This is a genomic window from Kosakonia sp. Marseille-Q7440, from assembly GCF_965119485.1.
Genome location: NZ_CBCPLT010000002.1, coordinates 177,920 through 202,173, shown reverse-complemented (window position 1 = coordinate 202,173; position 24,254 = coordinate 177,920). Strand labels below are relative to the sequence as shown.

25 protein-coding genes are annotated in these 24,254 nt (G+C 55.2%); 13 read left to right on the top strand and 12 right to left on the bottom strand.

From position 1 onward, the window contains the following. Positions 1-39 precede the first annotated feature (39 nt). Together ACWPW2_RS14835 and ACWPW2_RS14830 are read left to right on the top strand one after the other, a co-directional pair. Positions 40-642, top strand: a complete 603-nt coding sequence (locus ACWPW2_RS14835; RefSeq protein WP_438440318.1) for a helix-turn-helix domain-containing protein — start codon at positions 40-42, stop codon at positions 640-642. Positions 643-749: 107 nt separating this feature from the next. Beyond that, complete coding sequence (locus tag ACWPW2_RS14830; RefSeq protein WP_454123858.1) at positions 750-1,922, top strand: multidrug effflux MFS transporter; 1,173 nt, start codon at positions 750-752, stop codon at positions 1,920-1,922. A gap of 79 nt (positions 1,923-2,001) precedes the next feature. Here ACWPW2_RS14830 and ACWPW2_RS14825 read toward each other — a convergent pair whose 3' ends face one another. The 3 genes from ACWPW2_RS14825 to ACWPW2_RS14815 all read right to left on the bottom strand — a co-directional run bounded on the left by ACWPW2_RS14825 (position 2,002) and on the right by ACWPW2_RS14815 (position 4,471). Continuing rightward, complete coding sequence (locus ACWPW2_RS14825; protein WP_312201871.1) at positions 2,002-2,412, bottom strand: lysozyme inhibitor LprI family protein; 411 nt, start codon at positions 2,410-2,412, stop codon at positions 2,002-2,004. Positions 2,413-2,520: 108 nt separating this feature from the next. Continuing rightward, positions 2,521-3,474, bottom strand: a complete 954-nt coding sequence (locus ACWPW2_RS14820) for an aldo/keto reductase (protein WP_454123856.1) — start codon at positions 3,472-3,474, stop codon at positions 2,521-2,523. A 61-nt stretch (positions 3,475-3,535) separates the two neighbouring features. Further along, on the bottom strand, positions 3,536-4,471 hold the full coding sequence (locus ACWPW2_RS14815; protein WP_454125232.1) for a LysR substrate-binding domain-containing protein: 936 nt from the start codon (positions 4,469-4,471) through the stop codon (positions 3,536-3,538). 194 nt (positions 4,472-4,665) lie between these two features. Here ACWPW2_RS14815 and ACWPW2_RS14810 point away from each other — a divergent pair, with 194 nt between their 5' ends. From ACWPW2_RS14810 to ACWPW2_RS14800, 3 genes are all read left to right on the top strand, one after another. Then, complete coding sequence (locus tag ACWPW2_RS14810; RefSeq protein ID WP_054802733.1) at positions 4,666-5,319, top strand: oxygen-insensitive NAD(P)H-dependent nitroreductase NfsB; 654 nt, start codon at positions 4,666-4,668, stop codon at positions 5,317-5,319. Positions 5,320-5,476: 157 nt separating this feature from the next. After that, the gene (locus ACWPW2_RS14805) at positions 5,477-5,782 is read left to right on the top strand and encodes a type II toxin-antitoxin system MqsR family toxin (protein ID WP_124966952.1); all 306 of its coding nucleotides are present in this window, start codon (positions 5,477-5,479) and stop codon (positions 5,780-5,782) included. After that, complete coding sequence (locus ACWPW2_RS14800; protein WP_124966951.1) at positions 5,783-6,184, top strand: type II TA system antitoxin MqsA family protein; 402 nt, start codon at positions 5,783-5,785, stop codon at positions 6,182-6,184. 56 nt (positions 6,185-6,240) lie between these two features. Here the strand turns inward: ACWPW2_RS14800 and ACWPW2_RS14795 are convergent, their stop codons facing one another. The 6 genes from ACWPW2_RS14795 to ACWPW2_RS14770 all read right to left on the bottom strand — a co-directional run bounded on the left by ACWPW2_RS14795 (position 6,241) and on the right by ACWPW2_RS14770 (position 13,143). Beyond that, positions 6,241-7,434 carry a zinc-dependent alcohol dehydrogenase gene (locus ACWPW2_RS14795; protein ID WP_042715056.1) on the bottom strand — a complete coding sequence of 398 codons (1,194 nt, stop codon included), beginning with the start codon at positions 7,432-7,434 and terminating at the stop codon, positions 6,241-6,243. A gap of 73 nt (positions 7,435-7,507) precedes the next feature. Further along, entirely contained in the window at positions 7,508-8,482 is a 975-nt protein-coding gene (locus ACWPW2_RS14790; protein WP_454123852.1) for an ABC transporter ATP-binding protein, read from the bottom strand. Beyond that, positions 8,479-9,462, bottom strand: coding sequence for an ABC transporter ATP-binding protein (locus ACWPW2_RS14785; RefSeq protein WP_454123850.1), 984 nt, complete (start codon positions 9,460-9,462; stop codon positions 8,479-8,481). Before ACWPW2_RS14785 ends, ACWPW2_RS14790 begins: the two co-directional genes overlap by 4 nt. Further along, complete coding sequence (gene opp4C, locus ACWPW2_RS14780) at positions 9,459-10,406, bottom strand: oligopeptide ABC transporter permease (protein WP_454125230.1); 948 nt, start codon at positions 10,404-10,406, stop codon at positions 9,459-9,461. Before opp4C ends, ACWPW2_RS14785 begins: the two co-directional genes overlap by 4 nt. A gap of 2 nt (positions 10,407-10,408) precedes the next feature. Then, complete coding sequence (locus ACWPW2_RS14775; protein ID WP_042715061.1) at positions 10,409-11,365, bottom strand: ABC transporter permease; 957 nt, start codon at positions 11,363-11,365, stop codon at positions 10,409-10,411. Between the two features lie 47 nt (positions 11,366-11,412). Then, positions 11,413-13,143, bottom strand: coding sequence for an ABC transporter substrate-binding protein (locus ACWPW2_RS14770; RefSeq protein ID WP_454123847.1), 1,731 nt, complete (start codon positions 13,141-13,143; stop codon positions 11,413-11,415). Positions 13,144-13,748: 605 nt separating this feature from the next. Here ACWPW2_RS14770 and ACWPW2_RS14765 point away from each other — a divergent pair. Next, on the top strand, positions 13,749-14,603 hold the full coding sequence (locus ACWPW2_RS14765; RefSeq protein ID WP_454123845.1) for a hypothetical protein: 855 nt from the start codon (positions 13,749-13,751) through the stop codon (positions 14,601-14,603). A 49-nt stretch (positions 14,604-14,652) separates the two neighbouring features. Continuing rightward, positions 14,653-15,492 (top strand): helix-turn-helix transcriptional regulator, encoded by an 840-nt coding sequence (locus ACWPW2_RS14760; RefSeq protein WP_454123843.1) that lies wholly within the window; start codon positions 14,653-14,655, stop codon positions 15,490-15,492. A 189-nt stretch (positions 15,493-15,681) separates the two neighbouring features. Here the strand turns inward: ACWPW2_RS14760 and ACWPW2_RS14755 are convergent, their stop codons facing one another. The 3 genes from ACWPW2_RS14755 to ACWPW2_RS14745 form a co-directional block, all read right to left on the bottom strand. Continuing rightward, the gene (locus tag ACWPW2_RS14755) at positions 15,682-15,891 is read right to left on the bottom strand and encodes a hypothetical protein (protein ID WP_042715070.1); all 210 of its coding nucleotides are present in this window, start codon (positions 15,889-15,891) and stop codon (positions 15,682-15,684) included. A 123-nt stretch (positions 15,892-16,014) separates the two neighbouring features. Further along, the gene (locus ACWPW2_RS14750; protein WP_454123841.1) at positions 16,015-16,458 is read right to left on the bottom strand and encodes a hypothetical protein; all 444 of its coding nucleotides are present in this window, start codon (positions 16,456-16,458) and stop codon (positions 16,015-16,017) included. Positions 16,459-16,659: 201 nt separating this feature from the next. Continuing rightward, on the bottom strand, positions 16,660-17,616 hold the full coding sequence (locus tag ACWPW2_RS14745) for a LacI family DNA-binding transcriptional regulator (protein ID WP_042715073.1): 957 nt from the start codon (positions 17,614-17,616) through the stop codon (positions 16,660-16,662). Positions 17,617-17,908: 292 nt separating this feature from the next. On the opposite strand from ACWPW2_RS14745, the gene ACWPW2_RS14740 reads away from it, so the two are divergent. The 6 genes from ACWPW2_RS14740 (at position 17,909) to ACWPW2_RS14715 (ending at position 23,808) form a co-directional block, all read left to right on the top strand. Further along, a complete protein-coding gene (locus ACWPW2_RS14740; protein ID WP_042715075.1) occupies positions 17,909-18,223 on the top strand; it encodes a PTS sugar transporter subunit IIB in 315 nt (104 codons plus the stop codon). A gap of 11 nt (positions 18,224-18,234) precedes the next feature. After that, entirely contained in the window at positions 18,235-19,566 is a 1,332-nt protein-coding gene (locus ACWPW2_RS14735; RefSeq protein WP_076769302.1) for a PTS sugar transporter subunit IIC, read from the top strand. A gap of 12 nt (positions 19,567-19,578) precedes the next feature. Next, on the top strand, positions 19,579-20,970 hold the full coding sequence (locus ACWPW2_RS14730) for a glycoside hydrolase family 1 protein (RefSeq protein WP_289744540.1): 1,392 nt from the start codon (positions 19,579-19,581) through the stop codon (positions 20,968-20,970). 5 nt (positions 20,971-20,975) lie between these two features. Further along, entirely contained in the window at positions 20,976-21,281 is a 306-nt protein-coding gene (locus tag ACWPW2_RS14725) for a PTS lactose/cellobiose transporter subunit IIA (protein WP_454123837.1), read from the top strand. Positions 21,282-21,425: 144 nt separating this feature from the next. Beyond that, a complete protein-coding gene (locus ACWPW2_RS14720; protein ID WP_124966944.1) occupies positions 21,426-22,805 on the top strand; it encodes a carbohydrate porin in 1,380 nt (459 codons plus the stop codon). Between the two features lie 100 nt (positions 22,806-22,905). After that, entirely contained in the window at positions 22,906-23,808 is a 903-nt protein-coding gene (locus tag ACWPW2_RS14715; RefSeq protein ID WP_042715084.1) for an EamA family transporter, read from the top strand. The last annotated feature ends 446 nt before the right edge of the window (positions 23,809-24,254 follow it).

Sequence of the window (24,254 nt, the reverse complement as noted above, 5' to 3'; positions counted from 1 at the left end):
ATCCTTTTTAGTGACCATTTTATTGCACAGTATCGACCGATGACCAAAAAAGTCAATAAATCGACCGACTCCGGCGCGGATATCCAGCGCGTCAGTGAAGCGGTTGCTACGCGAATCAAAGCGTTTCGTAAGCAGCAAAAACTCTCGCTGGATGAGCTCTCCCGCCGGGCGGGCGTCAGTAAAGGTATGTTGGTCGAGATTGAAAAATGTCTCGCCAACCCGAGCATCGCGCTGCTGTGCAAAATTGCAGCGGCGATGGGCGTCTCGGTGGCCGACATTGTTGATGTCGCCAGTAAACCGCTGGCGCACCTGATTGCCAAAGAGGATATTCCGCTGCTCTGGCGCGGCGAGAAAGGCGGCAGCGCGCGCCTGCTGGCGGGCACCAGCGGCCCGGATATGCTTGAGCTGTGGCGCTGGGAGATCTTTCCCGGTGAGCGTTTTACTTCACCTGGCCATCCGGTCGGCACCGTCGAGCTGCTGAACGTTGAGCGCGGTACGCTGACGTTAGAGGTCGCGCAAACGTCGCTGGTTATTGCCGAAGGGTGCTCTGCCGTGGCGCAAACCGATGTGCCGCACCACTACGCCAACGATGGCGACCTCCCCGTGGTCTTTACCATGACGGTCAGTGAACGCCACGCCTGAGCCCGCGTTAACGCCATGATGATTTAATGGCGTTATGCTTTGTGTCGCCCTGCTTAAGTTAACGCGCCGCGCTGTCGGCACCCTCTTCGTGACTTAATCAGGATCTTATGCAAACCAAGCTACACGGGCCGCTGTTTCTCGCGATCCTCAGCGCGCTGATGGCCTTCACCTCCCTGTCGACAGATATCTATCTGCCCGCGATGCCGCTAATGGCGCGCGAGCTGCAGGGCGATGTCGAACTGACCATCACTGGCTTTTTGATGGGCTTCGCGCTGGCGCAGCTGGTGTGGGGGCCGGTGAGCGATGCGATTGGTCGCCGCAAGCCGCTGTTTATCGGTATGGTGCTGTTTATCATCGGCTCGGCGGGGTGTGCGTTATCGACGGAGATCCATCAGATGGTGTTCTGGCGCGTGTTTCAGGCATTTGGTGCCTGTACCGGGCCGATGCTGGCGCGGGCGATGATCCGCGACCTCTTTGTGCGCACCCGCGCGGCGCAGATGCTCTCTACCCTGACCATTATTATGGCGATCGCCCCGATTATCGGGCCGCTGGCGGGTGGGCAGATTATCAAGTTCACCACCTGGCATGCGGCTTTCTGGATCCTGGTGGTGATTGGCGGGCTGATGTTTATCTCCCTCTTCGCGCTGCCGGAACCCCTGCCCGCCGAGAAGCGCATTCATGCATCGCTGGCGGGCGTATTTCGCAACTACATCACGCTGCTGCGCAACCGCGCGTTTATGCGTTACACACTGTGCGTCACCTTTTTCTATGTCTCCGCGTACGCTTTCGTCACCGGCTCGCCGTTCGTTTATATCGGCTATTACGACGTCGCGCCGCAGCATTTTGGTTGGCTGTTTGCGCTCAATATTGTTGGTCTGATGGGGATGAGTGCCGTTAACCGACGGCTGGTGCAGCGCCATCCGCTCGATAAGCTGCTGAAGATTGCCGTCACGCTGGCCGCCCTCGCGGGCATAGTGCTGGCGCTGCTGGTGAAACTGCAATTTGGCGGCCTGGTTGCCGTGCTGATTACGGTGTTTGTCTTCTTTTCGATGAACGGCATTATCGCCGCCGCCTCGACCGCCGCTGCGCTGGATACCGTCCCGGCCTTTGCCGGCTCGGCCTCGGCACTGATCGGCTCCCTGCAATATGGCAGCGGCATTATCTCTTCCCTGCTGCTGGCGGGATTTCGCGACGGCACGCCGTGGACAATGGCGTGGATCATGGCACTGTTCGCCGTCGCCAGCGCCGCAATGGCATGGCGGGTCGGCTCCCAGCAATGAAGGGCGATGCCGGATGGCGGCTTGCGCCTTATCCGGCCTACGGGGTTGTGGGCCGGATAAGCATCACGGTATGGCGGGTTTAAAGCCGGATTTTATTAATCTGATCGATACGCAACGTATTCATATTGAGAACGCAACCTAACATAGCTTCACCAAATGCATGGGTGCCCATCGCTTGCGTACTCACCAGTTCGCAGTAATTGTTTCTGTACTGAAGCCACTCTTTCTGATTCTGCTTATAGGTTGCCAGCATGCGATCTTTCTGCTCCTGAGAGCCTCGCCACCAGCGCGTGTAGTCAAAAGAGGCGATCTCTTTCAGCTTCGCTTCATAAGCCTTATTCAGCGCAGCCTCAGAGGTATCGTTTACATCCGCCAGGCACTCATCATTGTTTTCGCCATATTGTTCGATGCAGTGGGAAATGCTTTTTTGCGCGGAATAAGCGTGATGGCTAAACAGAAGGAGCAGGGAAACCAGGGCGTAAGCTTTCATAATCTTTATTTCAGCCGACAGTGAAGGTGGCGCGATTATAAAACCTTATTTTATGAAGTGCAGAAGTTCGTAGGCCCGGTAAGCAGCGCGCCACCGGGCATTTGTGGTTTACGCGCCGGCTTTATTTAGTGCGGCGATCTCGTCGGTGGAGAGGTTCAGCGCCACCGCGGTAGCGAAGCTCTCGACGTGTGCGGTTTTGGTTGCGCTGGCAATCGGCGCAGTCACTCCCGGTTGGTTAATAAGCCAGGCGAGCGCTACTTCGGCGGGTTTCACATTATGATTCGCCGCCACCTTGTCGAGCGCGTCGAGAATGGCGAAGCCGCGTGGATTCAGGTATTTGGCGATGCCCTGCCCGCGCTGGCTCTGGCTAAGATCGCTTTCGCTGCGATATTTTCCTGACAGGAAACCGGAAGCGAGGCTGTAGTAGGTCACCACGCCAATATTTTCCCGTACCGTTAAATCCTGCAACGTGCCTTCGAAGCTCTCACGATCGTAGAGGTTATATTCCGGTTGCAGTACCTGGTAGCGCGGCAGCCCTTTCTCGTCCGCTACTTTCAGCGATTCTGCCAGCTGTTGGGCGTCGAGGTTGGACGCGCCAATCGCGCGGATTTTCCCCGCTTTCAGCAGCTTTTCATAAGCGCCTAACGTTTCATCGTAGGGCGTTTCGCTATCCGGCCAGTGGGAGAAGTAGAGGTCGATATAGTCCGTTTGCAGGCGACGGAGTGAGTCATCAACCGCCTGCTCAATCCAGCGTTCCGAAAGCCCTTTTTTGCCGGGCTCGCCCATATCGGCGCCCACTTTAGTAAACAGGGTGATCTTGTCGCGATGACCAGGGTGCGCCGCCAGCCACTTACCAATGATGGTTTCCGATTCGCCACCCTTGTTGCCCGGCGCCCATGCAGAGTAAACGTCTGCGGTATCGATCGCCGTAAAGCCCTTTTCCAGTAACGCGTCCAGCAAACTGAAGCTCTGCTGCTCATCGACGGTCCAGCCGAATACGTTGCCGCCAAAAACTAATGCCGGGATCTGTAACCCCGTGGTGCCTAATGAACGTAATGCCATCGCCACTTCCTCCTGTGAAGGTCAAACTTTAAGCCTGGCGCGTAATGGCGATCGCTTTTGGTTATCCGTGCGGTTTTTCCGCTGCCAGGCTGCGCAGCTGTGCGGTAATGGGTCTTAACGCTTCCCGCAAAACCGCATGCAGGTGGCGAATCGCCGGGGAGAACTGTTTGCGGTGCGGGCAGATAAGGTTAAGCGGCGCGGCCTCGCCGGGATGCTGCGGCAGCAACATCTCCAGCCGCCCGGCCAGTACATCGGCGCTAACATCGATCCACGATTTATAGACAATCCCCATCCCTTCCACCGCCCAGCGGCGGGCGACATCCGCGTCGTCGCATAACATGCGGCTTTTGACGATCAGCTGCCGACGCAGGCCATTTTCCGGAAAGCTCCATTTGTCATACACCTGGTTGTTCATGGTGAAGAGCAGACAGTGATGGTTAACCACCTCATCGAGGGTTTGCGGCCTGCCGTGCTGCGCCAGATAAGCGGGCGAGGCGGCAAGCACCCGGCGGTTATCTTCGGCAATCGGCAGCGCCACATAGCTGCTGTTATCCAGCACGCCGTAGCGGATAGCGACATCCACCGGATCGCGAAACACATCGCTAAGCTGATCGGAAAGGGAGAGGCGCAGAGAGACCTTCGGATACTGGGCACAAAAACGGGTGATGATCGGCAGCAGCACGTTACGCCCCAGATCGGATGGCACCGCCATGCGCAGCTCGCCCTGCGGTTCGTTATCGCCGCTGTGCAGGCTCTCTGATCCGGCGCGCACCACCTCCAGCATCTCCTGGGCGAAGGGGAGGTACTTTTCGCCTTCGGCAGTTAAGCGCAGGCTGCGGGTCGAGCGCACGAACAGGCGCTTATCGAGATCGCGCTCCAGGCGGTGCACCGCTGCGCTGACCTGGCCGGGAAGCAGTCCGGCTTCGCGCGCGGCGTTAGAAAAACTGCCCAGCAGCGCCGAGCGAACAAACAGCGTGACATCTTCCAGCCGAATCATCATCTCTCCGAACGGCAAATAACAAGCGCTTCTGTTGTGCCAGAAAAGCGGGCGCAGGCAAACCGTATTTTCACTTTGCGAGTGAAAGTGTTGCCGTTTTTCACCAATTTATCTTCGCTGGCGTTGCGTTTATCCTCGGCGACTCTACGGGACGGTGCGCCCCGCATTATTTGAATGTTCGCCAGGAGAGAAAAATGACCCTTGATGAAGCCGTGATTTCCCGCCATACCGTTAAAGCCTTCGACCCCGCTCAGCGCGTGCCGCAGGAGAAGATCGACACCCTGCTCAACGTGCTGCACAACAGCCCCTCTTCCGTTAACTCGCAGCCGTGGCACTTTGTTGTCGCTTCAAGCGAGGAGGGACGCGCGGCGATGGCGAAATCCGCCACCAGCAACTTCATCTATAACAAACCGAAAATTGCCGATGCCTCGCACGTGATTGCGCTCTGCATGCGCAGCGATCTCGATGAAGCCCACCTGCAAAAGGTGCTTGCGCAGGAAGAGAAGGATGGCCGTTTTGTGGCTGACGGCGCGAAAGCGGGTCAGGATAAGGGTCGCCGCTCCTATGTCGATCTGCACCGCTATGAGCAGCGCGATCTGCCGCAGTGGATGGAGAAACAGGTCTATCTGGCGCTGGGCGGCCTGCTGCTGAGCGCAGCGATGCTCGGCATCGACGCCACGCCGATGGAGGGATTTGACGCGCGTGAACTCGACCTGGCGCTGGGCCTGCGCGAGAAAGGGCTGACCAGCGTCGTGCTGGTATCGCTCGGCGTGCGCAGCGAGCAGGATTTTAATGCCGCGCTGCCTAAATCCCGCCTGCCGCGCGACGAGATCTTCACCTTTATCTAAAAATGGAAGCCCGGTTCACCGGGCTTCTTATTTGTTGCATTCTCTTGCAGGCCAACCCGTCCATCACCCGCATTTCCCTACTTTCCCGCTTTGACCAGGACATTGCGTGCGGTAGCTTTTTACCCTATTTGCATAATTTAGCTTTTAGGTTAAAAATATGGAGAAAGGGACTCCCCATGTCCGCTTACATATCGTCAAGCGGATGGTGCTTGAGGGAAAGGTCAGAACCACGGCCAGCGCTGTCGCGGGAGCGATTGAATTAGGCTTTAATCCACCGCCATTTGACGAGATGTGCGCGGTGATTCTGGCGCTCACTTCAGAAGATTTTTTTAAAAGCATGACGGCATATGCCGATCATACGGTGTGGCACGATGTTTACCGACCAGTCTGGAAGAGGCAGAAACTCTATCTGAAGTTAATCGTCTCTGATGATGTACTGATCGTGTCGTTTAAGGAGAGATAAATGAAATGCCCTGTTTGCGGCGCTGCGGGACTCAAACATGACACCCGCAACATTGAATACCGTTACAAAGGGAAAGTGACTACGCTCACTGCGATTGCAGGCGATTACTGCGACGCATGTGGAGAGATCATTTTCGACCGTCTGAACGGTGAACATTACTCAAAACAGGTTGCAGCTTTTGTCCGCAAAGTTAACGCCGAAGAAGTTGATCCTCAGTTTATTGCCACCATCCGAAAGCGGTTTAATCTCGATCAGCGCCAGGCGGCAGAGATGTTTGGCGGCGGCGCAAATGCCTTTAGCCGGTACGAAACCGGGCGTGTTGCCCCGCCAAGACCTTTAGTTTTGCTCTTTAAGGCGCTGGACAAGCATCCAGAACTTTTCGAGGAACTAAAACATGCCTGAAAGCCCGGTTCACCGGGCTTTTTGCAGATCTGCCCGGCGAACCGGGCATGGCGTGGTTAGATCGTCGCTTTTGCGGCGTTGAGCCCCGGAACGAGGATCACTTTGCGGCAATCTTCCGCATGCTTATCGAAGATCTCATAGCCGCGGGCGGCCTCTTCAAGCGGCATATGGTGCGTGACAATCTCTTCTGGTTTGAGATGGCCGGACTCAATCAGCGGCAGCAGGTCTGGCAAGAACGAGTGCACGTGGGTCTGCCCCATTTTGAAGGTCAGCCCTTTATCGAAGGCGTCGCCAAACATAAAGGCGTGGATAAACCCGGCGTAGACGCCCGGCACGCTGACAATCCCGCCGCGCCGCACGGCGGCAATCGCCTGACGCAGCACTTTGCCGCTGCTGCCCTCGATTTTCAGGGTGCTGAGCACCGTTTCGGTGGTGCTGCCTTTGGCTTCGAAGCCCACAGCATCAATCACCGCATCAACGCCGCGATGACCGGGCGTGTTTTCGATAATCCACGCCGCCGGATCGTCATTCTTATCAAAGTTGATAGGAATAACGCCGTAGCGGTCGCGGGCGAAAGCAAGCCGGTAGTCGCTGTCATCGATCATGAAAATCTGTTCAGCCCCTTCCAGACGCGCGCACGCCGCCGACAGCAGCCCGACCGGGCCTGCGCCGTAAATCGCCACGCTTGAGCCCTGTTTAATTTCGGCGTTTTTCACCGCTTGCCAGGCCGTTGGCAGAATATCGGAGAGGAACAGCACCTTCTCGTCAGAGAGCGTATCCGGCACTTTAAACGGCCCGGTATTGGCCTTCGGCACGCGGACATACTCCGCCTGGCCGCCGGGAATACCGCCATAGAGATCGCTGTAGCCAAACAGCGCCGCCGGCGGAGTAATGCCTTTTCGGTTTAGCGCCGCACCTTTGCCTTCGTTCGTTTCCGAACAGGCGGAGTATTGATGGAGCTTACAGAAAAAACATTCGCCGCAGGCGATAACAAACGGGATCACCACCCGGTCGCCCTTGCTGACCGCATGCACACCAGCCCCGGTCTCGACCACTTCGCCCATAAACTCATGGCCGAAGATGTCACCGTGATGCGTACCGGGGATTTTGCCGTGATAAAGGTGCAGATCCGAGCCGCAAATCGCCGTGGCGGTCACGCGAAGGATAATATCATCCGCCGCCTGGATAATCGGATCGGGATGGTTATCGACGCTGACTTTATGTGACCCGTGATAAGTAAGTGCTCTCATGTACCGTGTTCCCCATGATTTCAGACAGGACTGATAAGCATAGAACAGCCTGGGGAAGCACGGCGAAGCGGCACTACATCTTATCCACCCAGTGGCAGGCAACATGATGCCCGGAAGCCACTTCACGCAGCGCAGGCGCTTGTTCACGACAGATCTCCGTGGCGTGCGGGCAGCGCGACGAAAAGCGGCAGCCCGGCGGTGGGCGCGAAGGATCCGGGATCTCGCCCTGCACCCCCGCCACCGGTTCGCGCAGCGGATCGAGGGTCGGCACGGCGGCCAGCAGCGCGCGGGTATAGGGGTGCAGCGGCTGGTTGAAGAGCGTGTCGCGGCTGGCGGTCTCCACCAGTTGCCCGAGATACATCACCGCCACGTCATCGCACAGATGTTCGACAACGCCGAGATCGTGGGAGATAAAGAGAAAGGTAACGCCGAAGTCGTCGCGAAGATCGGCGAACAGGTTGATAATCTGCGCCTGAATAGAGACATCCAGCGCCGAAATCGGCTCGTCGGCAATAATAAAGTCGGGGTTGAGGATAAGCGCCCGTGCAATGCCAATTCGCTGGCGCTGGCCGCCGGAAAACTCATGGGGAAAGCGGTTGTAGTGCTGCGGCGCCAGCCCGCAAATCTTCATCACCGCAATCACCTTGTCATACAGCTCCGCGCGGGTGCAGAGCTTATGCTCCAGCATCGCTTCACCAATCGCGTCGCCGATGCGGATGCGCGGGTTGAGCGAGCTGTAGGGATCCTGAAACACCAGCTGGATTTTCGGTCGCAGGGCGCGCAGCGCCTTCGCCGGAAGATCGCCCAGCTCCTGGCCGCGATACTTCACGCTGCCCGCAGTTTTGTCGTACAGCCCGAGTAGCGTACGTCCGACGGTAGTTTTGCCGCTGCCGGATTCGCCGACCAGGCCAAAAATGGTACTAGGGCGAATGTTAAAACTGACGCCATCGACCGCGCGCACCTGCCCGGTTTGCTGACCAAACAGCCCGTCGCGCAGCGGGAAGTACTTTTTCAGGTCGTTAACTTCAATCACATACTCTGCGCTCATACCTGCGGCTCCGTTAACGCACTGTGAATACAGGCCGCCTGCCGGGTCTCGTCGCCCACCAGCGGCGGAATGCCGCGCCGACAGGCGTCGGTCGCGCGCTCGCAGCGATCGTAAAAAGCGCACCACGGCGGCAGTTCAGCCAGATCCGGCACCTGGCCGGGGATCGAGTAGAGCCGACGCCGCCGCTCGCCCGGCACCGGACGCGAGGCGATCAGCCCTTTGGTATAGGGGTGTAGCGGATGACGTAATACATCCGCGGTTGGACCCTGCTCAACAATCCGTCCGGCGTACATCACCACCACATGCTCCGCCATCTGCGCGATCACACCCAGATCGTGAGTGATCAACATCAGCGCCATATGGTGCGCCTGCGCCTGATCGCGCAGCAGCCGCAGGATCTGCGCTTGCACGGTGACATCCAGCGCGGTAGTTGGCTCATCGGCGATTAACAGCTTCGGCTGGCAGCTCAGGGCCATGGCAATCATGATGCGTTGCAGCATGCCGCCGGAGAGCTGATGCGGGTAGCTGCTCATCAGGCTCTCTGCCCGCGCCAGCCCCACTTCAGCAATTAATTGCGTTGCGCGCTGCCAGGCCGCTTTCGGCGACAGGCCGCGATGGCGGATCAGCGGCTCGCACAGCTGCTCACCGATGGTCAGCACCGGGTTGAGGGCGGTCATCGGCTCCTGGAAAATCATCGCCAGCTGGTTGCCGCGCAGATCGGCCATTTTCGACGGCTTCAGGCGCAGCAGATCCTCGCCCTGAAAGCGGATCTCCCCGCCATCGATGCGCGCTGCCTGCGGTGGCAGCAAACCCATCAGCGACATCGCCGTGACGCTTTTTCCGCAGCCGGATTCACCGACCACGCCGATAGTCTGCCCGGCCTGAATGGCAAAGGAGACCTCCTGCACGGCGCGCACGCGCCCCTGTTCTGCGGCGAAAGAGACGGAAAGTTGGTTGAATGTGACCAGCGGCTCGCTCATTTCAGGCTCCGTTTCATCTTCGGATCGAGCGCATCGCGCAGGCCATCGCCCAGCACGTTAATGGCAATCACGGTAATAAAAATGGCGATGCCTGGCGGCATCCACAGCCACGGACGGCGTTGAAAATCGATCAGGCTGTTAGCGGCATCCATCATATTGCCCCACGACGGCGTTGGCGGTACCACGCCCATGCCAAGGTAACTGAGCGCCGACTCCATCAGAATGGCATTGGCCACCGCCATCGTCGCCATCACCACCAGAATCGGTACCGTGTTGGGCAACAGATGACCAAACAGACGACGCCGCGAGGACAAACCCAGCACCTGGGTGGCCAGCATAAAATCGCGCTCGCGCAGGGAGAGGATCTGCCCGCGCACCAGCCGCGCCAGCTTCGGCCACTCCAGCAGGCTGAGCATCACCACCACCATGTAGATACGCGATTCGGCAGGGAAATCGAGCTCCGACAGCATCGCGCCAGCGACAATCAGCAGCGGCAGGCTTGGGATGGTCATCACCAGATCCGCCAGCCGCATAATCACTTTATCGGTCCAGCCACCCGCATAGCCCGACAGCGCGCCAAGCAGATAGCCGAGCGCCACCGAGAGCAGCATGGTCAGCAGGCCAATAATCAGCGAAATACGTCCGGCCAGCAGCAGACGCGTGTAGACATCGCGCCCGAGGAAATCGGTGCCGAGCCAGTGCGCAGCACCAGGTGGTTTGTTGATCATCAGTGCATCGGTAGCGTCGTTTTTCCACGGCGACCAGATGGGCCCGACGACGCACCAGATTGCCATGACGATCAGCGCCAGCAGGCAGAGCATCGCCAGCCGGTTGTGGCGCAGCGCGCGCCACGCCTGGCGCCACGGGGAAGGCGTGGCCTGAGCCAGCGCCGGGATCTCTGCTTTGCGCAGACGGCGGTTAGTTGAGAAGAGTGAACCCAGCATCATCACCTCACCCGGATACGCGGGTCAGCCCACGCGTAGAGCACATCGGCAATCAGGTTGCCGACAATGGTTAATACCGCCAGGAAAAGGGTGAACCCCATCAGCACGGGGTAATCCCGCGCGGCCAGCGAATCGATATGAATATGCCCGGCACCCGGCCAGTTAAACACCTTTTCGGTGATGATCGCCCCGGAAAAGAGCCCCGGCAGCTCAAACCCGAGCAGGGTGATAATCGGCAGCAGCGCATTGCGCAGCGCGTGTTTGAAGATCACCGTGCGCTCGCGCAGCCCTTTGGCGCGGGCGGTGCGGATAAAGTCCATCTTCACCACATCGAGCATGCTGGCGCGGAAGTAGCGCGTCAGGCTGCCCGCCTGCAACATCACCAGCGCCAGCACCGGCAGCGCCAGATGCGCGGCAACCTGCATCACCCACGCCCAGCCGCTGTCATCGCTGCCGGTATTGGTCATGCCGCCCACCGGCAGCCAGTGCAGATCGACGGCGAACCATTTAATCAGCAGCAGGCAGAGGAAGAAGGTCGGAAAGGACATGGCGGCGAAGACCACCACGCTTACCACGTGGTCAAACAGCGAATTGGGTTTCAGCGCTGAAGCAATGCCGACCGCGAGGCCAATCCCCCAGTAGAAGACCAGCGCGACGCTTGCCAGCAGGAAGGAGTTCCAGATGTACTGGTTCAGCAGTTGGCTGACCGGGATCTGGTATTGCAGCGAGAAGCCGAGATCGCCGCGCAGCAGCTGGCCGAGCCAATGCAGATAGCGGGTAAAAAGGGGCTGATCGAGGCCGTAAATCGCTTTCAGTTCAGCGGCGCGGGCGGCGGTCAGGGTGATATTGCCGTCGATAAAGTCGCCCGGTGTTTTGGCGAACAGCATAAAGATGATCAGTGAAGCCAGCAGCAGCATCGGCACGGTTTGCAGCAGCCGCCTGAGGATAAAGTTTCCCATAGCGCTCTCATGCCCGCCGCCGGGCTTTTCCGGCGGCGGTGAAGGTCTTACTTAACGATTTTGACATCCGGCAGGCTGCCGGTCAGGCCGTTATAGATGTCCGGTTTGAAGCCGGTTACGCGGGCGCTGCTCGCTGACAAAATCTGGCGGTAGCCGAGGAGAATCACCGGCGGATCGTCGGCCAGCACTTTATAGAGCTGGTGGTAGATCGGCTTGCGTTTCTCGACATCCAGCTCGGCGTTGCCTTCGTTAATCAGCTTATCGACCTGCGGATTGTTATAGCCCGACTCTTTCGATTCCGTGCTGTAGTAATCCCAGACGCCATCATGAGGATCGTTCAGCGTGCTGGTACTAAACGAGGCCAGGTCATAGTTGCCCGCTTTGCGCTGGGACATCAGGGCGTTAAAGTCCACCACCTGCGGCTTCAGCAACACGCCAATCTGCTGCCAGTTCTCTTTGGCGATAGGGATCAGCGCATCGTTGAGCACTTTTTTGCTCACCAGCAGCGTCAGTTCAAGGCGTTTGCCATCTTTTACACGGATGCCGTCCGGGCCCGGTTTCCAGCCTGCTTCATCAAGCAGCTTTTTCGCCTGTGCCGGATCGTACTTATAGGGGTTTACGCCATCGGCGTTGTAGGCCCAGGAGATGGGCGCGATCGGTTCAATCGCCACTTTGCCGTAGCCCTGATAGACCACATCAATAAGTTTCTGGCGATCGAGACCGTAAATCAGCGCCTGGCGCACTTTCGCATCCTGCAACGCCGGGCGATGCACGTTGAACTCCACTTTGCTGTAGTCGCTGGAGCCGTAGAGATTGATATTGGCGAAGCCCAGCATTTTCAGTTGCTCAATATCATCCGGGCGCGAGGTAAAGGCGTCGTAATCGGTCTCGCCAGTCTGGAACAGCTGGAAGTTGGTCGACGGGTTGGTGACGCGATAGATAAAGCGCGGCGTCGGCGGTGTACCGCGGTAGAAATGGGTATTGGCGTGGAAACGGATCTCCTGGCCAGGAATGTATTTGTCATAGACATACGGCCCGTTGCCGAGCGGCTTGCCGTGCAGCGTGCGTAAATAGTCGAGATTGCCGCGCTGATACCCTTTACCGTAATAGGCTTTCGACAGCACCGGCCCGCCGATTTTTGCCAGCGTCGTCGCGCCCGGCTGGGTGGTGGTCACTTGCAGCGTGTGAGCATCAATCACTTTCAGGCCGCTGACGCTCTCCGCTTTACCGGCTTTGTACTCTGCGCCGCCGGCGATATTCGCCAGCGTGATATCGGTATCGCCATCATATTTTGGGTCATAAAGCACGGTTAAGGTGAAGGCCACATCTTCTGCGGTGAGCGGTGAACCGTCGCTAAAGGTCAAATTGGGGCGCAGCTTGATGGTGTAGACCTTATTGTCCGGGCTGATGGTCCAGCTCTCTGCCAGACCCGGCACCAGCTTGCCGTGGCTGTCCCAGTCGATCAGGCGCGAGAAGATGACGTTAGTGACGTTCTCATCCCAACCGTTAACAAAAAAGTAGGGGTTAAAAATGCCCTGTGGCTCAGAGATGCCAGCAACAACGGTATCTTTGCGTAATTTCGCCGCCGCCGGGATCTGGCTGGCGTCCGTTGCAGGTGTGATGCCCTCCTTTAAGGGTTCATCGGCGAAAGAGGCGGTGGAAAACGCCACCATGCCGCTGAGCAACGCAATTTTCAGCGCAAGGGTGAAGTGCGTGGGCTTTGTTGTTAAGCGATTCAGTAACCTGGCCAAAATTGCTCCCTCATCAAGTCGTTGCATGAAATTTACAAATCATGACGAAAGATAAGAGTCGCTCATCAACCTGTCTAACAACGAAAACGTATGGCTTATAGCAAACCGGCCTTAGCAATCTTATGGCTAACCTGGTGATTTTTTTAGCTAAGGATTTACCTGGTTATCCTCTAATAAAGAAAAACAGACTAAAACGCATGTGTGGGTGCCCGGCCGACCGGTGGGAGAGTGTGACAATGGCTTAGCAAGCTGGTTAGTCAGCCAGGCAAAATAAAAATACCCGCTTGAGATTATTTATTAAACAGCGCATTATTATTTTCAGACAAAAAGAAAAAACAGAAGAATATTCTTAACGAAAGCCCAATTCCTGCTAATTATCTACAGAGAGATTATTATCACTAAAAGCTTTTTACGTTGAGATAATAAATTCCTGGTTTTACTTATCGCTTTATTACTGCCTGAATCACGCTATTCCAGGAGCAAATACACAATTTTATGTGACGCAGATCACATAAAAATCTCTATTTGCCGCCAGCCCTTTTTTTGCCGATTTGAAAAAAGCAGCAACAAAAAATATCTTACTTAATAGACCAGGAGGTTGCTTTAACCATTTAACAATGAGGGTTAAATAAATGGCATCACAACAGTGCCGCATGGGGAATAGTAATAAAAGCAATCACACTTCAGGAATATTAATTACTCTTTATCACGCCCGCCGCGACATCATTTGCTCTGGTATAGTGGGTTTTATGTTGGCGATACTGAGTACATTTTATTACCCTCAACAATGGCTCACATCACTCACCATCAGTTCGGCAGAAAAATTTACCCTTTATCCACTGATGGCCTGCATACAAAACTTTTATGGTGCTGAAGTGGTGATTGAGGCTGACGATTTTTTTAATGATTACCTTATTTACTTAAAAAAAGTTATCGCTCGCGGCGAGTGGCAGGATATCTATCTTGATGATTCCAGTCCTAATCAGATTAGAATATCCCTACTCTCGTGGTTTGCCGGCGCGCAGAATACGTCAATTCAGCTGGTGCTGCAGCAAGCCAACAATGAGCAGCAGAGTATGATTAACGAAATCAGCAAATGTTATTTAGAAGATATTAACCACACGTTTTACCGTATAGAAAAGGAGTCTTATCAAATTTCGCCCGTGCGTATGCGCTACAGCATCAGGATGTTTTTTGCTACTGCCATGGGGATAATCATCATCAGCCTATTTGTTGTGCTCAGAGAAAAATGGCGGCAGCTTGCGAGAGCCTTTTACTGTCAAAGAAACGAGGACCTTATGGAACGGAATAACCACGAGCAAGATAGGTTCAAAGAAAATTGCACTGAAGAAAAATACTGGCAAGACGAAGAGGGCACTAAGAAAAAGAAGGTCGCGGATGGAACCGTTGCGGCAATAACCATCTATTTAATCATGCTGGTCGTTAGCTTGATTTGGCTCGGTCTGGAGATTTACACCGGGCTTTAAAAAGGAAATACCTCTCATATTTGCAGGTATAAATAAAGGGAGTTTTTGTATGTCTGCTGAGATCATCGTCTTTAGCTATTCCTGGCCTGCGCTCCTGGCCATCACCGCTTTTTTTGAAAAAAACAGTTATATCGTTATAAAAATATACCAGGATGAGCAAAAGCTGTTAGAGGTCCTGCATAAAAACACCGCACTCCCTTTAATCATTGATGCCTCACCGCATCGCAAAGTAGTACTTATCGCGGCGGTTGCCTCAACTTCACGCCTGCGCGCGGTTTTTTTTACGGCGCGGAAAATTCATCTCAATGATAAAGTCGTTGCTGAATTTTATTTTGAAGAGAAGCGCTGCATAACGCATTCAAAACTGATTACCATGACGCGCGCGGATATAGAGACAGCGATGCGTGTCGATCGCTCACCGGTCTGCCTCTCCCCGGGTATTATGCGACCCAGAATGATGAATCTGCTCTATGACAGGCAGACGTTATATAAAGAGATTCAGGACAAAATCTATCACCGACTCTATTTGCTGGGCGCAACGCCCAATGAGATTAACACCCTGCGACTGCTTATCGCTGGTTTCTCGATACAGAAAATAGCGGAATTAAAGAACCTACAGATTAAAACCATTTACGCTTACAAATCGCAACTGGCGCAAAAAATAGAACACACCATGTCTTCACGCGAGTTAATTCGTGTATTAAGCGTCGAGGATAAAAACCAGGATAACGAGTGCCTTAATCATATGTACAAGACGCGTTGTAATAATGAAAGAGCGCTGTGCGAAACCTGTCCGCTTTACCATTTCTGCTATGACTCAGAGTCTGATAAATGTAATTTACCCTGCCACGAAGGGTGTAAAAAAGGTAACGATGAGACCCCTCCGTGAGCGGGTTATTTTGTCTGATAGTGAAATCCATCGCTTTATGACGCGCGAACATCTCGCTATATTTCAATAATATTTTTTGCGCTTCCAGAACGCATTCGCCTGGGCATTATGGGTTATTCCCGGCCTTCATTTTCACGCTGAAGGTAGTGCCCAGACGAATGCTTTTTACTTTCTGCTCGTCTGCCTGTTTCAGGTTTTCTCATCAGCATGGTTTTTAATCAGGCTGACTGCCACCACCTCTATCTCGCGCAACGTCATATATTTCAACCGATCCCCATCAAGCTCCAGCCGGACTGTGCGAAATACGCGGCCATCCGTCAGGGAGACTAGCGGACAATAGAGGCGGCTGGCGAGGTTAGTAATGCCAGCGACTTTCCAGAGGCTCTCTCTCTTTTCCACGGCTCTTCTCCTTGGCTCTGCGGCGGCCTGCCAAAAAAAAGCCGGTCCACAGACCGGCAAATCTAACAAGTCGTACAAGTCAGACCATCAACGCAGGGGTATATGAAAAAACGCACTCTCAGTTCAATAACAGGCTGCCATTTGCATGGTGTGGCAGCAGGGTGAGAACCATTCGATATCGCCGGAATAACCTCGGTTTTCTGGCTTAAACGGCACGCTGTAGCTGGTCAGTTGTGAACGGTTATCGCTAAGCCCCATAAAGCAGGTGCAACAGGATGCACACAGATCACACGAGAGGGGGCATTCTGCCAGGTTGCGGAAATAGCCCCGTTGCCGCAGCCCATCAGGATCGATGTTTTTTTGCTTTTCGCCGGCGATGCGGACGAACTGTCTGGCCGCCGTGTTGCGACCAGAGGGAAGAAAGGTAGTAAATGAATCCGCTGACACCTGTACGATTGCAGCGGATATTGGCTTCTGAATATGTGAATCCGCAGGCATGGCGACCATCATAATAATAAAAGCGAACAGGATTTTTATCCCTGGTTCACATATATTCGAGTGCCGCATAGCTACCTTCCTTATTAAAAGAATGGATTTTACAGGTACGACTCGATACCGATTAAGCTCCCTTAAAATCGATGTATGATAGGTTTGTTTATTTTCTATTACATTTCAATAGCGAAGGGAGAGTTTGGGAAAGGTTAACCGCCGAAAAGAGTATTCTTATCTGATATAAAATAAAAAGCCTCCTTTCGAAGGCCTGGTTATTTAGCGTTTTCTTACGTCCGGAATAATTAAATCCCCGCGCACGCGATATGTTCCTAATACGCTCTGCGTTTTTTCATTGAGCCACGACACAATACGCGCTGCCATCGCATCCATTGAATATTCAATTGCCGGAATAGTCGGAATACCCGGCAGATGCAGCGAGCCGGCGAGGCTGAAGACCATAATATCTTCCGGCACCGATTTATTAAACGCCTGCAGTTGCGGGATCACGCGCTGCGCTTCCTGCTCATCGGCGACCAGCAACGCATTGAAATTAAGCGTGGTGGCGTTGTTCAGCAGCACCTGCAACGCCACGGATGATGAGGTGTCGTCCATAAAGACCAGGTTGCGGTTAAAAGGCAGGAAATTGTTTTCCAGCGCCAGTTTATAACCGTGCAGCACCTGTTCGGCGGCGGCATTATGCGGGTGAATAAGCGCGATCTGGCGGCGGCCCTGGCTTGTCAGATAGTTGCAGGCAGTTTCGGCGGCAAAGGCGCGATCGAACTGAATGCTGTTGAGCGTGGTATCGGCAGACTCGACGCAATCCACAAGAATCACATTCTCGTCGTCAATGGATAACGGAAAACGGGCGCCAATGATCAGTACATCGTCACACAGCCCGCAGGTGAGCTCATCGAGCGCGCTCATCACCTCCGTTTTGGTGTTAGCAAAGCGCAGCAGCAGATGCTTCTGGCTCTGGCTGAGATGCTTCTCCAGTGCGTAGAGGTAACCGGTGGTCTGGTTAACATTCTCCTGCGCGCAAATCACTCCGATGCAGCCTGTCGACTGGCTGAGCAGCGACTGGGCGATAACATTGGGCCGATAGTTCAGCTCGTCGACCGCTTTCAGTACCGCGAGACGGCTGGCTTCCTTAACGCCGCGCGAACCGCTCAACACCCGTGAGACTGTGGCTTTCGACACCCCAGCTAAACGTGATACATCGTTGATTGTAGACATCTTTCTCCCCTGGCAGGCGCAATGTGCGCCCGCAAAAAACAGACACTGCAATGGCTAATCTATAACCACCGCGAGTATAGCCGTTTCTTTTTTTCATGGAAACCGATTTTCCATTTGCGCCGTTTTTCTTGTTCAAACAGCGCAATTTCGTGACCGAAATCCAATAACTCAGCCTTATTATTTACAGATATTGACAGCTATCACACTTCTACGGCGAATTCATGGAAACCGGTTTCCATATGATATCCAATCGTCTCCGCAATAACTTTTTACACTTCGAGGACGGTTAACGATGTTCAGGATCATGTTGTGTTGCTCAGCCGGTATGTCCACCAGTCTGCTGGTCAGAAAAATGGAAGAGGCGGCGAAAGCCCGCGATATTCCGGTTGAGATCGACGCGTACGGCGTAGCTGAGTTTGATCTGCAGTTTCCGCGCTACCAGGTCGTGCTTCTCGGTCCACAAGTTAAATACATGTTAAAAACACTGGCAGAAAAGGCCGCCGCCCAGGGCATTCCGGTACAACCCATCAACCCGATGGATTACGGCATGCAACGTGGCGACGAGGTACTGGACTATGCTCTGTCGCTGATTGAAGCGGCACATTAAAAGGTGTTCTTATGAGTTCCCTCTACCAATCCATGATTACGGTGATTGAGCAAAGCATCACGCCGCTGGCCGGTCGTCTCGGTCAGCAAAAGTACGTTATCGCCATCCGCGACGGCTTTACCGCCGCGCTGCCGTTTATGATCATCGGCTCGTTTATGCTGGTGTTTATCTTCCCGCCCTTTTCAGCGGATACCACCGTCGGCTTCGCCCGCGCGTGGCTTGATTTCTCGACTGAATACCGCGAACAGCTGATGTTGCCATTTAACCTCAGCATGGGGGTGATGACCTTTTTCATCTCTGTCGGCATTGGTGCCAGTCTCGGTCGCCAGTTTAATCTCGACCCGGTAATGACCGGCCTGCTGGCGTTTATGGCCTTTCTGCTGGTCGCCGCACCTTACAAAGATGGCACCATCTCGACGCAGTATCTTTCGGGCCAGGGCATCTTTACTGCGCTGATTACCTCTATCTATTCGTCGCGCGTTTATGCCTGGCTGAAGCAGCACAAGATCACCATTCGTCTGCCGAAAGAGGTGCCGACCGGCGTGGCCCGCTCGTTTGAGATCCTCATTCCGGTGCTGGTGATTATTGGCACGCTGCACCCGCTTAACCTCTTTATCGAAGCGCAAACCGGCATGATTATGCCGCAGGCGATTATGCACCTGCTGGAGCCGCTGGTTTCTGCCTCTGACTCGCTGCCCGCGGTTCTGCTCTCTGTGCTGCTGTGCCAGATTTTCTGGTTTGCCGGCATCCACGGTTCGCTGATTGTCACCGGCATCATGAACCCGTTCTGGATGGCCAACCTCTCCGCGAACCAGGCCGCGCTGGCAGCGGGCGCAGCGTTACCGCACGTCTATCTGCAAGGCTTCTGGGATCACTACCTGCTGATTGGCGGTGTTGGTTCTACGCTGCCGCTGGCCTTCCTGCTGCTGCGCAGCCGCGTCACCCATCTGCGTACCATCGGCAAAATGGGCGTGGTGCCGAGCTTCTTTAACATCAACGAACCGATCCTCTTCGGCGCACCGATCATCATGAACCCGATGCTGTTTGTGCCTTTTGTCTGCGTGCCGCTGATTAACGCCGTGCTCGCCTGGACCGCCACCAAAATGGGGCTGCTGGCACAGGTCGTTTCCCTGACGCCGTGGACAACGCCTGCGCCAATCGGTGCCTCCTGGGCCGCAAACTGGGCCTTTAGCCCGCTGGTGATGTGTTTGATCTGTATGGTGATGTCCGCCCTGATGTATCTGCCTTTCCTGCGTGCTTACGAGCATTCGCTGATGAAAGCAGAAGAGGAAAAAGCCGCGCAGAGCAGCGCCCCGATGGCGGAAACCGTCAGCAGTAATTAAAAGGAGCCGGTAATGAAATATGAATTTCCCGCAAACTTCTGGTGGGGCAGCGCCTGCTCTGCGCTGCAAACCGAAGGGGAAAGCGAACAGGGCGGTAAAAGCGCCACCACGTGGGATGCCTGGTTTGCCCGTCAGCCGTGGCGTTTTCATCAGCAGGTGGGGCCGCAGCAGACGTCGACCTTCTACCGCCACTGGCGGCAGGATATCGCCCTGCTCAAACAGCTTAAGCACAACAGCTTTCGCACCTCACTGAGCTGGGCGCGTCTTATCCCGGACGGTACCGGCGAGGTGAATCCGCAGGCGGTAGCGTTTTATAACAGTGTGATTGACGAACTGCTGGCGCAGGGCATTACGCCGTTTATTACCCTGTTCCACTTCGATATGCCGATGGTGATGCAGGAGAAGGGCGGCTGGGAGAGCCGGGAAGTGGTCGACGCCTTCAGCCGTTATGCGCAGATCTGCTTTGAGCTGTTCGGCGATCGCGTGCATCACTGGTTCACCTTCAACGAGCCGATTGTGCCGGTGGAAGGCGGTTATCTTTACGATTTCCACTACCCGAATGTGGTCGATTTTAAACGCGCGGCCACGGTGGCTTACAACACGGTTCTGGCTCACGCCAGCGCGGTGCGCGCCTTTCGCGCCGGGCATCATCCCGGTGAGATTGGCATTGTGCTCAACCTGACACCCTCTTATCCGCGTTCGCAGCACCCGGCGGATGTGAAAGCGGCGCACTACGCTGACTTACTGTTTAACCGCAGTTTTCTCGACCCGGTACTGCGTGGCGAGTATCCCGCTGACCTGGTGGCGCTGCTGAAAGAGCACAATCAGCTGCCCGCCTGCCAGCCAGACGATATTGCGCTGATCGCAGAAGGGAAGATCGATTTGCTCGGCATCAACTATTACCAGCCGCGGCGGGTAAAGTGCCGGGAGAGCGCGGTCAATCCCGATTCACCGTTTATGCCGGAGTGGCTGTTTGATTATTACGATATGCCGGGCCGTAAAATGAACCCTTATCGCGGGTGGGAAATTTATGAACCGGGTATTTACGATATTCTCACCAACCTGCGCATGAATTACGGTAACCCACGCTGTTTTATTTCTGAAAACGGTATGGGTGTCGAGAATGAACAGCGGTTTATTGAAGATGGCCAAATAAACGATAGCTACCGAATTAATTTCGTTCGCGATCACCTTATCTGGCTGCATAAAGGGATTAGCGAAGGCAGCAACTGTCTTGGCTACCATATGTGGACCTTTATTGATAACTGGTCGTGGTGTAATGCCTATAAAAACCGCTACGGTTTCGTGCAATTAGATCTCGACACCCAACAACGCACCGTTAAAAAAAGTGGAGAGTGGTTTGCCGCCACCGCTGAAAATAATGGTTTTACTACTCAGGATTGAAAATTATGGTCGCACTTGAAGAGGCGGTAATGGAGATTATCGTCAACGCCGGGCAGTCGCGCAGCCTCTGCTTTGAAGCCCTGCGCTCCGCGCGCGAAGGCAACATCGATGAAGCAAAACTGCTGTTGAAAGAGGCCGATGGCTATGCGCGCCAGGCGCACCAGATGCAAACCAAATTAATCGAACAGGATGCCGGCGAAGGCCGCCAGCTGATGACCTTAATTATGGTGCATGCGCAGGACCATTTAATGACGTCGTTATTAGCTCGCGAATTATCTGAGGAGATCGTTCAGCTTTATCAGCGTAACTGAATGGAGAATTGATTACGGTAAATCTTAATACGTCTGTACCCAACTTAATAAAATAAAGCAGTCTGTTTTGATGATGGCAATATTCCACTCTGTAACGGAGCGGAAGGTTATTGTCTGAGAACAACTTACTATATTGAGATAACCATGAAGATAAATAAAAAACTTCCAGTGGCGCTGGCGGTTGCGGCTACACTTTGCTCTGGTTCCGCCCTCGCCCAGGAGTTTACGCAAGAGCAAATTGACGCCATTGTCGCAAAAGCGGTGGATAAAGCGCTGGCGGAACGCCAGGCGAAAATGGACGCCGCAATGAATAAAAAAGCCGATGTGGTGGTTGAGCCGCAAAGCGCAGCGCAAACGCCCGATTTGGCGATCCCTTACGGCGTGAAATTTACCGGCTATGCCCGCTATGGCGCGCATTATCAGTCCGGCGATCAGAAATATGTCGGCGTTGACGGCTCTTACAACGGCGCGTCGGCGATTGGTCGTCTTGGCAACGAAGGCAACGGCGGCGAATTTCAGCTCTCGAAAGCGTTCAAAGGCGATAATGGCGCGATCTGGGACGTCAACGTGATGTTCGATCACTGGGGCGATGAAGTTAACCTGAAAAAAGCCTACGCTGGCGTGACTAATCTGCTGGCCTCCAACCCTAACGCCTACTTCTGGGCGGGGCGTGATTTCCACCAACGTCCGCAGCAGGGGATCAACGACTACTTCTGGATGAACCACGACGGTCAGGGCGCGGGGGTGAAAAACTTCGACATTGGCGGCGTGCAGTTTGACGTTGCGGCCGTTGGCTCCATCGAATCCTGTAGCCCGGAAGTACTGGAGGATGAATCCAACCCGTCGCGCATCACCTGTACCGGCAGCTCTAACGTTGGCGATAAAGGCAACTATGCGGTCACCTCGAAAGTGCACGGCATGAAAGTTGGCCCGCTCGATCTGGAGATTTACGCCAACTACGGCTTTGACTCGAAAGCGGTGGATCGCGACGAGCGCCTGCACGCCTGGCAGGGCGGCGCGGTGCTGAGCCATACCTACGACAGCGGCATCAACAAGCTGATCGCCCGCTACTCCGATAACTCGGACAACAGCGTCTTTAACAAAACCGACGATCTGAAGGCCATCTACACCAGCTTCGAAGGGACTTATAAATTCACCCAGCAAACCCAGGTGGATTACCTGCTCGCCTTCCATGATTACGACAACAGCCGCATAAAAACGGATAACCGCCGCAACTATGGCGCGATTGTTCGCCCGATGCACTGGTGGAACGATGTGCACTCGACCTGGCTGGAGCTGGGCTACCAGCGCGTGGATTATGATGATGGCGGCGACAACCACGGCTGGAAAGCCACGCTGTCGCAGAACATCTCTATCGCGATGGGGCCGGAGTTCCGCCCGATGCTGCGCTTCTACGTAACCGGCGGCGAAGTGGATAACAAACGCACCGCACGCGTTAACGGCACCAACGATACCTCCCTCGACTCGCTCAATATCGGCGCGATGTGGGAAGCCTGGTGGTAAGGTAACAGCCCGGAGGCGGTTTCCCTCAGGCCGCCTCCGGTTCCTGCCCGGCCCTGTGTTATGCTTCTTAACCTGTTAATAAGTTATCAACGGGTTAGCGATGAGTTCGACGAAAAAAGGGATGCTCTGCGTGCTCGCAGCGGCAGTGTTGTGGGGCAGTTCCGGGGTATGCGCGCAGTTTATTATGGAGAAGAGCGCCATCTCTGCGCAGTGGTTGACCATGACGCGCCTGCTTTTTACCGGCGTGATCCTGCTTACGCTGTCGTTTGTTCACGGCGACAAGATTTTTACCATTCTGAAAAACCGGAAAGATGCGCTGAGCCTGCTCTTCTTCTCGCTGTTTGGCGCGATGGTGGTGCAGTTGAGCTTCCTGGTGACCATCGAGAAATCCAACGCCGCCACCGCCACGGTGCTGCAATTCCTCTCGCCGACGATTATCGTCGCGTGGTTTGCGCTGGTACGCAAAGCGCGCCCGACGCTGCTGGTCTCAGCGGCGATCATGACCTCGTTAATCGGCACCTTCCTGCTGGTGACGCACGGTAATCTCACCTCGCTCTCCATCTCCTCCGGCGCGCTGGTGTGGGGGATTATTTCCGCCTTTTCCGCCGCGTTTTACACCACATACCCTTCGGCGCTGATTGCCCGTTACGGCACGCTGCCGATTGTCGGCTGGAGTATGTTGCTGGCGGGGTTAATGCTGACGCCGTTCTATGCCGGGCAGGGGAGTGATTTTGTCATCGACGGCGCGCTGTTGATGGCCTTTTTCTACCTGGTAGTGATTGGTACGGCGGTGACTTTTAGCCTCTATTTGAAGGGCGCGCAGATGATTGGCGGCTCGAAAGCGAGCATTTTAAGCTGCGCCGAACCGCTCAGTAGCGCCCTGCTTTCGGTGGCCTTGCTCGGCGTGGTCTTCACATTGCCGGACTGGCTCGGCACGCTGTTGATTGTCTCGTCGGTGTTGCTTATCGCGCTGGATTCGCGCCGCAAGGTGCGCGCCGCATAACGAACGCCGGTGCATTGCCCGATGGCGGCTGCGCCTTATCGGGCCTACGCGAATTGTAGGCCGGGTAAGCGCAGCGCCACCCGGCATAAAGCCCGATGGCGGCTGCGCCTTATCGGGCCTACGTGAATTGTAGGCCGGGTAAGTAAAGCGCCTCCCGGCACATTGCCCGATGGCGGCTGCGCCTTATCGGGCCTGCGCGAATTGTAGGCCGGGTAAGCGAAGCGCCACCCGGCACATTGCCCGATGGCGGCTACGCCTTATCGGGCCTACGCAAATTGTAGGCCGGGTAAGCAGAGCGCCACCCGGCATAAAGCACGATGGCGGCTGCGCCTTATCGGGCCTACGCGAGTTGTAGGCCGGGTAAGCGAAGCGCCACCCGGCACATTGCCCGATGGCGGCTACGCCTTATCGGGCCTACGCAAATTGTAGGCCGGGTAAGCAGAGCG

What these genes read in the sequence shown, in the direction of transcription:
- ACWPW2_RS14730 (WP_289744540.1), top strand. Translation starts at nt 19,579, where the DNA reads ATGAAATATGAATTTCCCGCAAACTTCTGGTGGGGCAGCGCCTGCTCT.
- ACWPW2_RS14835 (WP_438440318.1), top strand. Translation starts at nt 40, where the DNA reads ATGACCAAAAAAGTCAATAAATCGACCGACTCCGGCGCGGATATCCAG.
- ACWPW2_RS14770 (WP_454123847.1), bottom strand. Translation starts at nt 13,143, where the DNA reads ATGCAACGACTTGATGAGGGAGCAATTTTGGCCAGGTTACTGAATCGC.
- ACWPW2_RS14815 (WP_454125232.1), bottom strand. Translation starts at nt 4,471, where the DNA reads ATGATTCGGCTGGAAGATGTCACGCTGTTTGTTCGCTCGGCGCTGCTG.
- opp4C (WP_454125230.1), bottom strand. Translation starts at nt 10,406, where the DNA reads ATGCTGGGTTCACTCTTCTCAACTAACCGCCGTCTGCGCAAAGCAGAG.
- ACWPW2_RS14810 (WP_054802733.1), top strand. Translation starts at nt 4,666, where the DNA reads ATGACCCTTGATGAAGCCGTGATTTCCCGCCATACCGTTAAAGCCTTC.
- ACWPW2_RS14750 (WP_454123841.1), bottom strand. Translation starts at nt 16,458, where the DNA reads ATGCGGCACTCGAATATATGTGAACCAGGGATAAAAATCCTGTTCGCT.
- ACWPW2_RS14805 (WP_124966952.1), top strand. Translation starts at nt 5,477, where the DNA reads ATGGAGAAAGGGACTCCCCATGTCCGCTTACATATCGTCAAGCGGATG.
- ACWPW2_RS14765 (WP_454123845.1), top strand. Translation starts at nt 13,749, where the DNA reads ATGGCATCACAACAGTGCCGCATGGGGAATAGTAATAAAAGCAATCAC.
- ACWPW2_RS14820 (WP_454123856.1), bottom strand. Translation starts at nt 3,474, where the DNA reads ATGGCATTACGTTCATTAGGCACCACGGGGTTACAGATCCCGGCATTA.
- ACWPW2_RS14800 (WP_124966951.1), top strand. Translation starts at nt 5,783, where the DNA reads ATGAAATGCCCTGTTTGCGGCGCTGCGGGACTCAAACATGACACCCGC.
- ACWPW2_RS14720 (WP_124966944.1), top strand. Translation starts at nt 21,426, where the DNA reads ATGAAGATAAATAAAAAACTTCCAGTGGCGCTGGCGGTTGCGGCTACA.
- ACWPW2_RS14775 (WP_042715061.1), bottom strand. Translation starts at nt 11,365, where the DNA reads ATGGGAAACTTTATCCTCAGGCGGCTGCTGCAAACCGTGCCGATGCTG.
- ACWPW2_RS14795 (WP_042715056.1), bottom strand. Translation starts at nt 7,434, where the DNA reads ATGAGAGCACTTACTTATCACGGGTCACATAAAGTCAGCGTCGATAAC.
- ACWPW2_RS14790 (WP_454123852.1), bottom strand. Translation starts at nt 8,482, where the DNA reads ATGAGCGCAGAGTATGTGATTGAAGTTAACGACCTGAAAAAGTACTTC.
- ACWPW2_RS14785 (WP_454123850.1), bottom strand. Translation starts at nt 9,462, where the DNA reads ATGAGCGAGCCGCTGGTCACATTCAACCAACTTTCCGTCTCTTTCGCC.
- ACWPW2_RS14715 (WP_042715084.1), top strand. Translation starts at nt 22,906, where the DNA reads ATGAGTTCGACGAAAAAAGGGATGCTCTGCGTGCTCGCAGCGGCAGTG.
- ACWPW2_RS14745 (WP_042715073.1), bottom strand. Translation starts at nt 17,616, where the DNA reads ATGTCTACAATCAACGATGTATCACGTTTAGCTGGGGTGTCGAAAGCC.
- ACWPW2_RS14825 (WP_312201871.1), bottom strand. Translation starts at nt 2,412, where the DNA reads ATGAAAGCTTACGCCCTGGTTTCCCTGCTCCTTCTGTTTAGCCATCAC.
- ACWPW2_RS14760 (WP_454123843.1), top strand. Translation starts at nt 14,653, where the DNA reads ATGTCTGCTGAGATCATCGTCTTTAGCTATTCCTGGCCTGCGCTCCTG.
- ACWPW2_RS14725 (WP_454123837.1), top strand. Translation starts at nt 20,976, where the DNA reads ATGGTCGCACTTGAAGAGGCGGTAATGGAGATTATCGTCAACGCCGGG.
- ACWPW2_RS14735 (WP_076769302.1), top strand. Translation starts at nt 18,235, where the DNA reads ATGAGTTCCCTCTACCAATCCATGATTACGGTGATTGAGCAAAGCATC.
- ACWPW2_RS14740 (WP_042715075.1), top strand. Translation starts at nt 17,909, where the DNA reads ATGTTCAGGATCATGTTGTGTTGCTCAGCCGGTATGTCCACCAGTCTG.
- ACWPW2_RS14830 (WP_454123858.1), top strand. Translation starts at nt 750, where the DNA reads ATGCAAACCAAGCTACACGGGCCGCTGTTTCTCGCGATCCTCAGCGCG.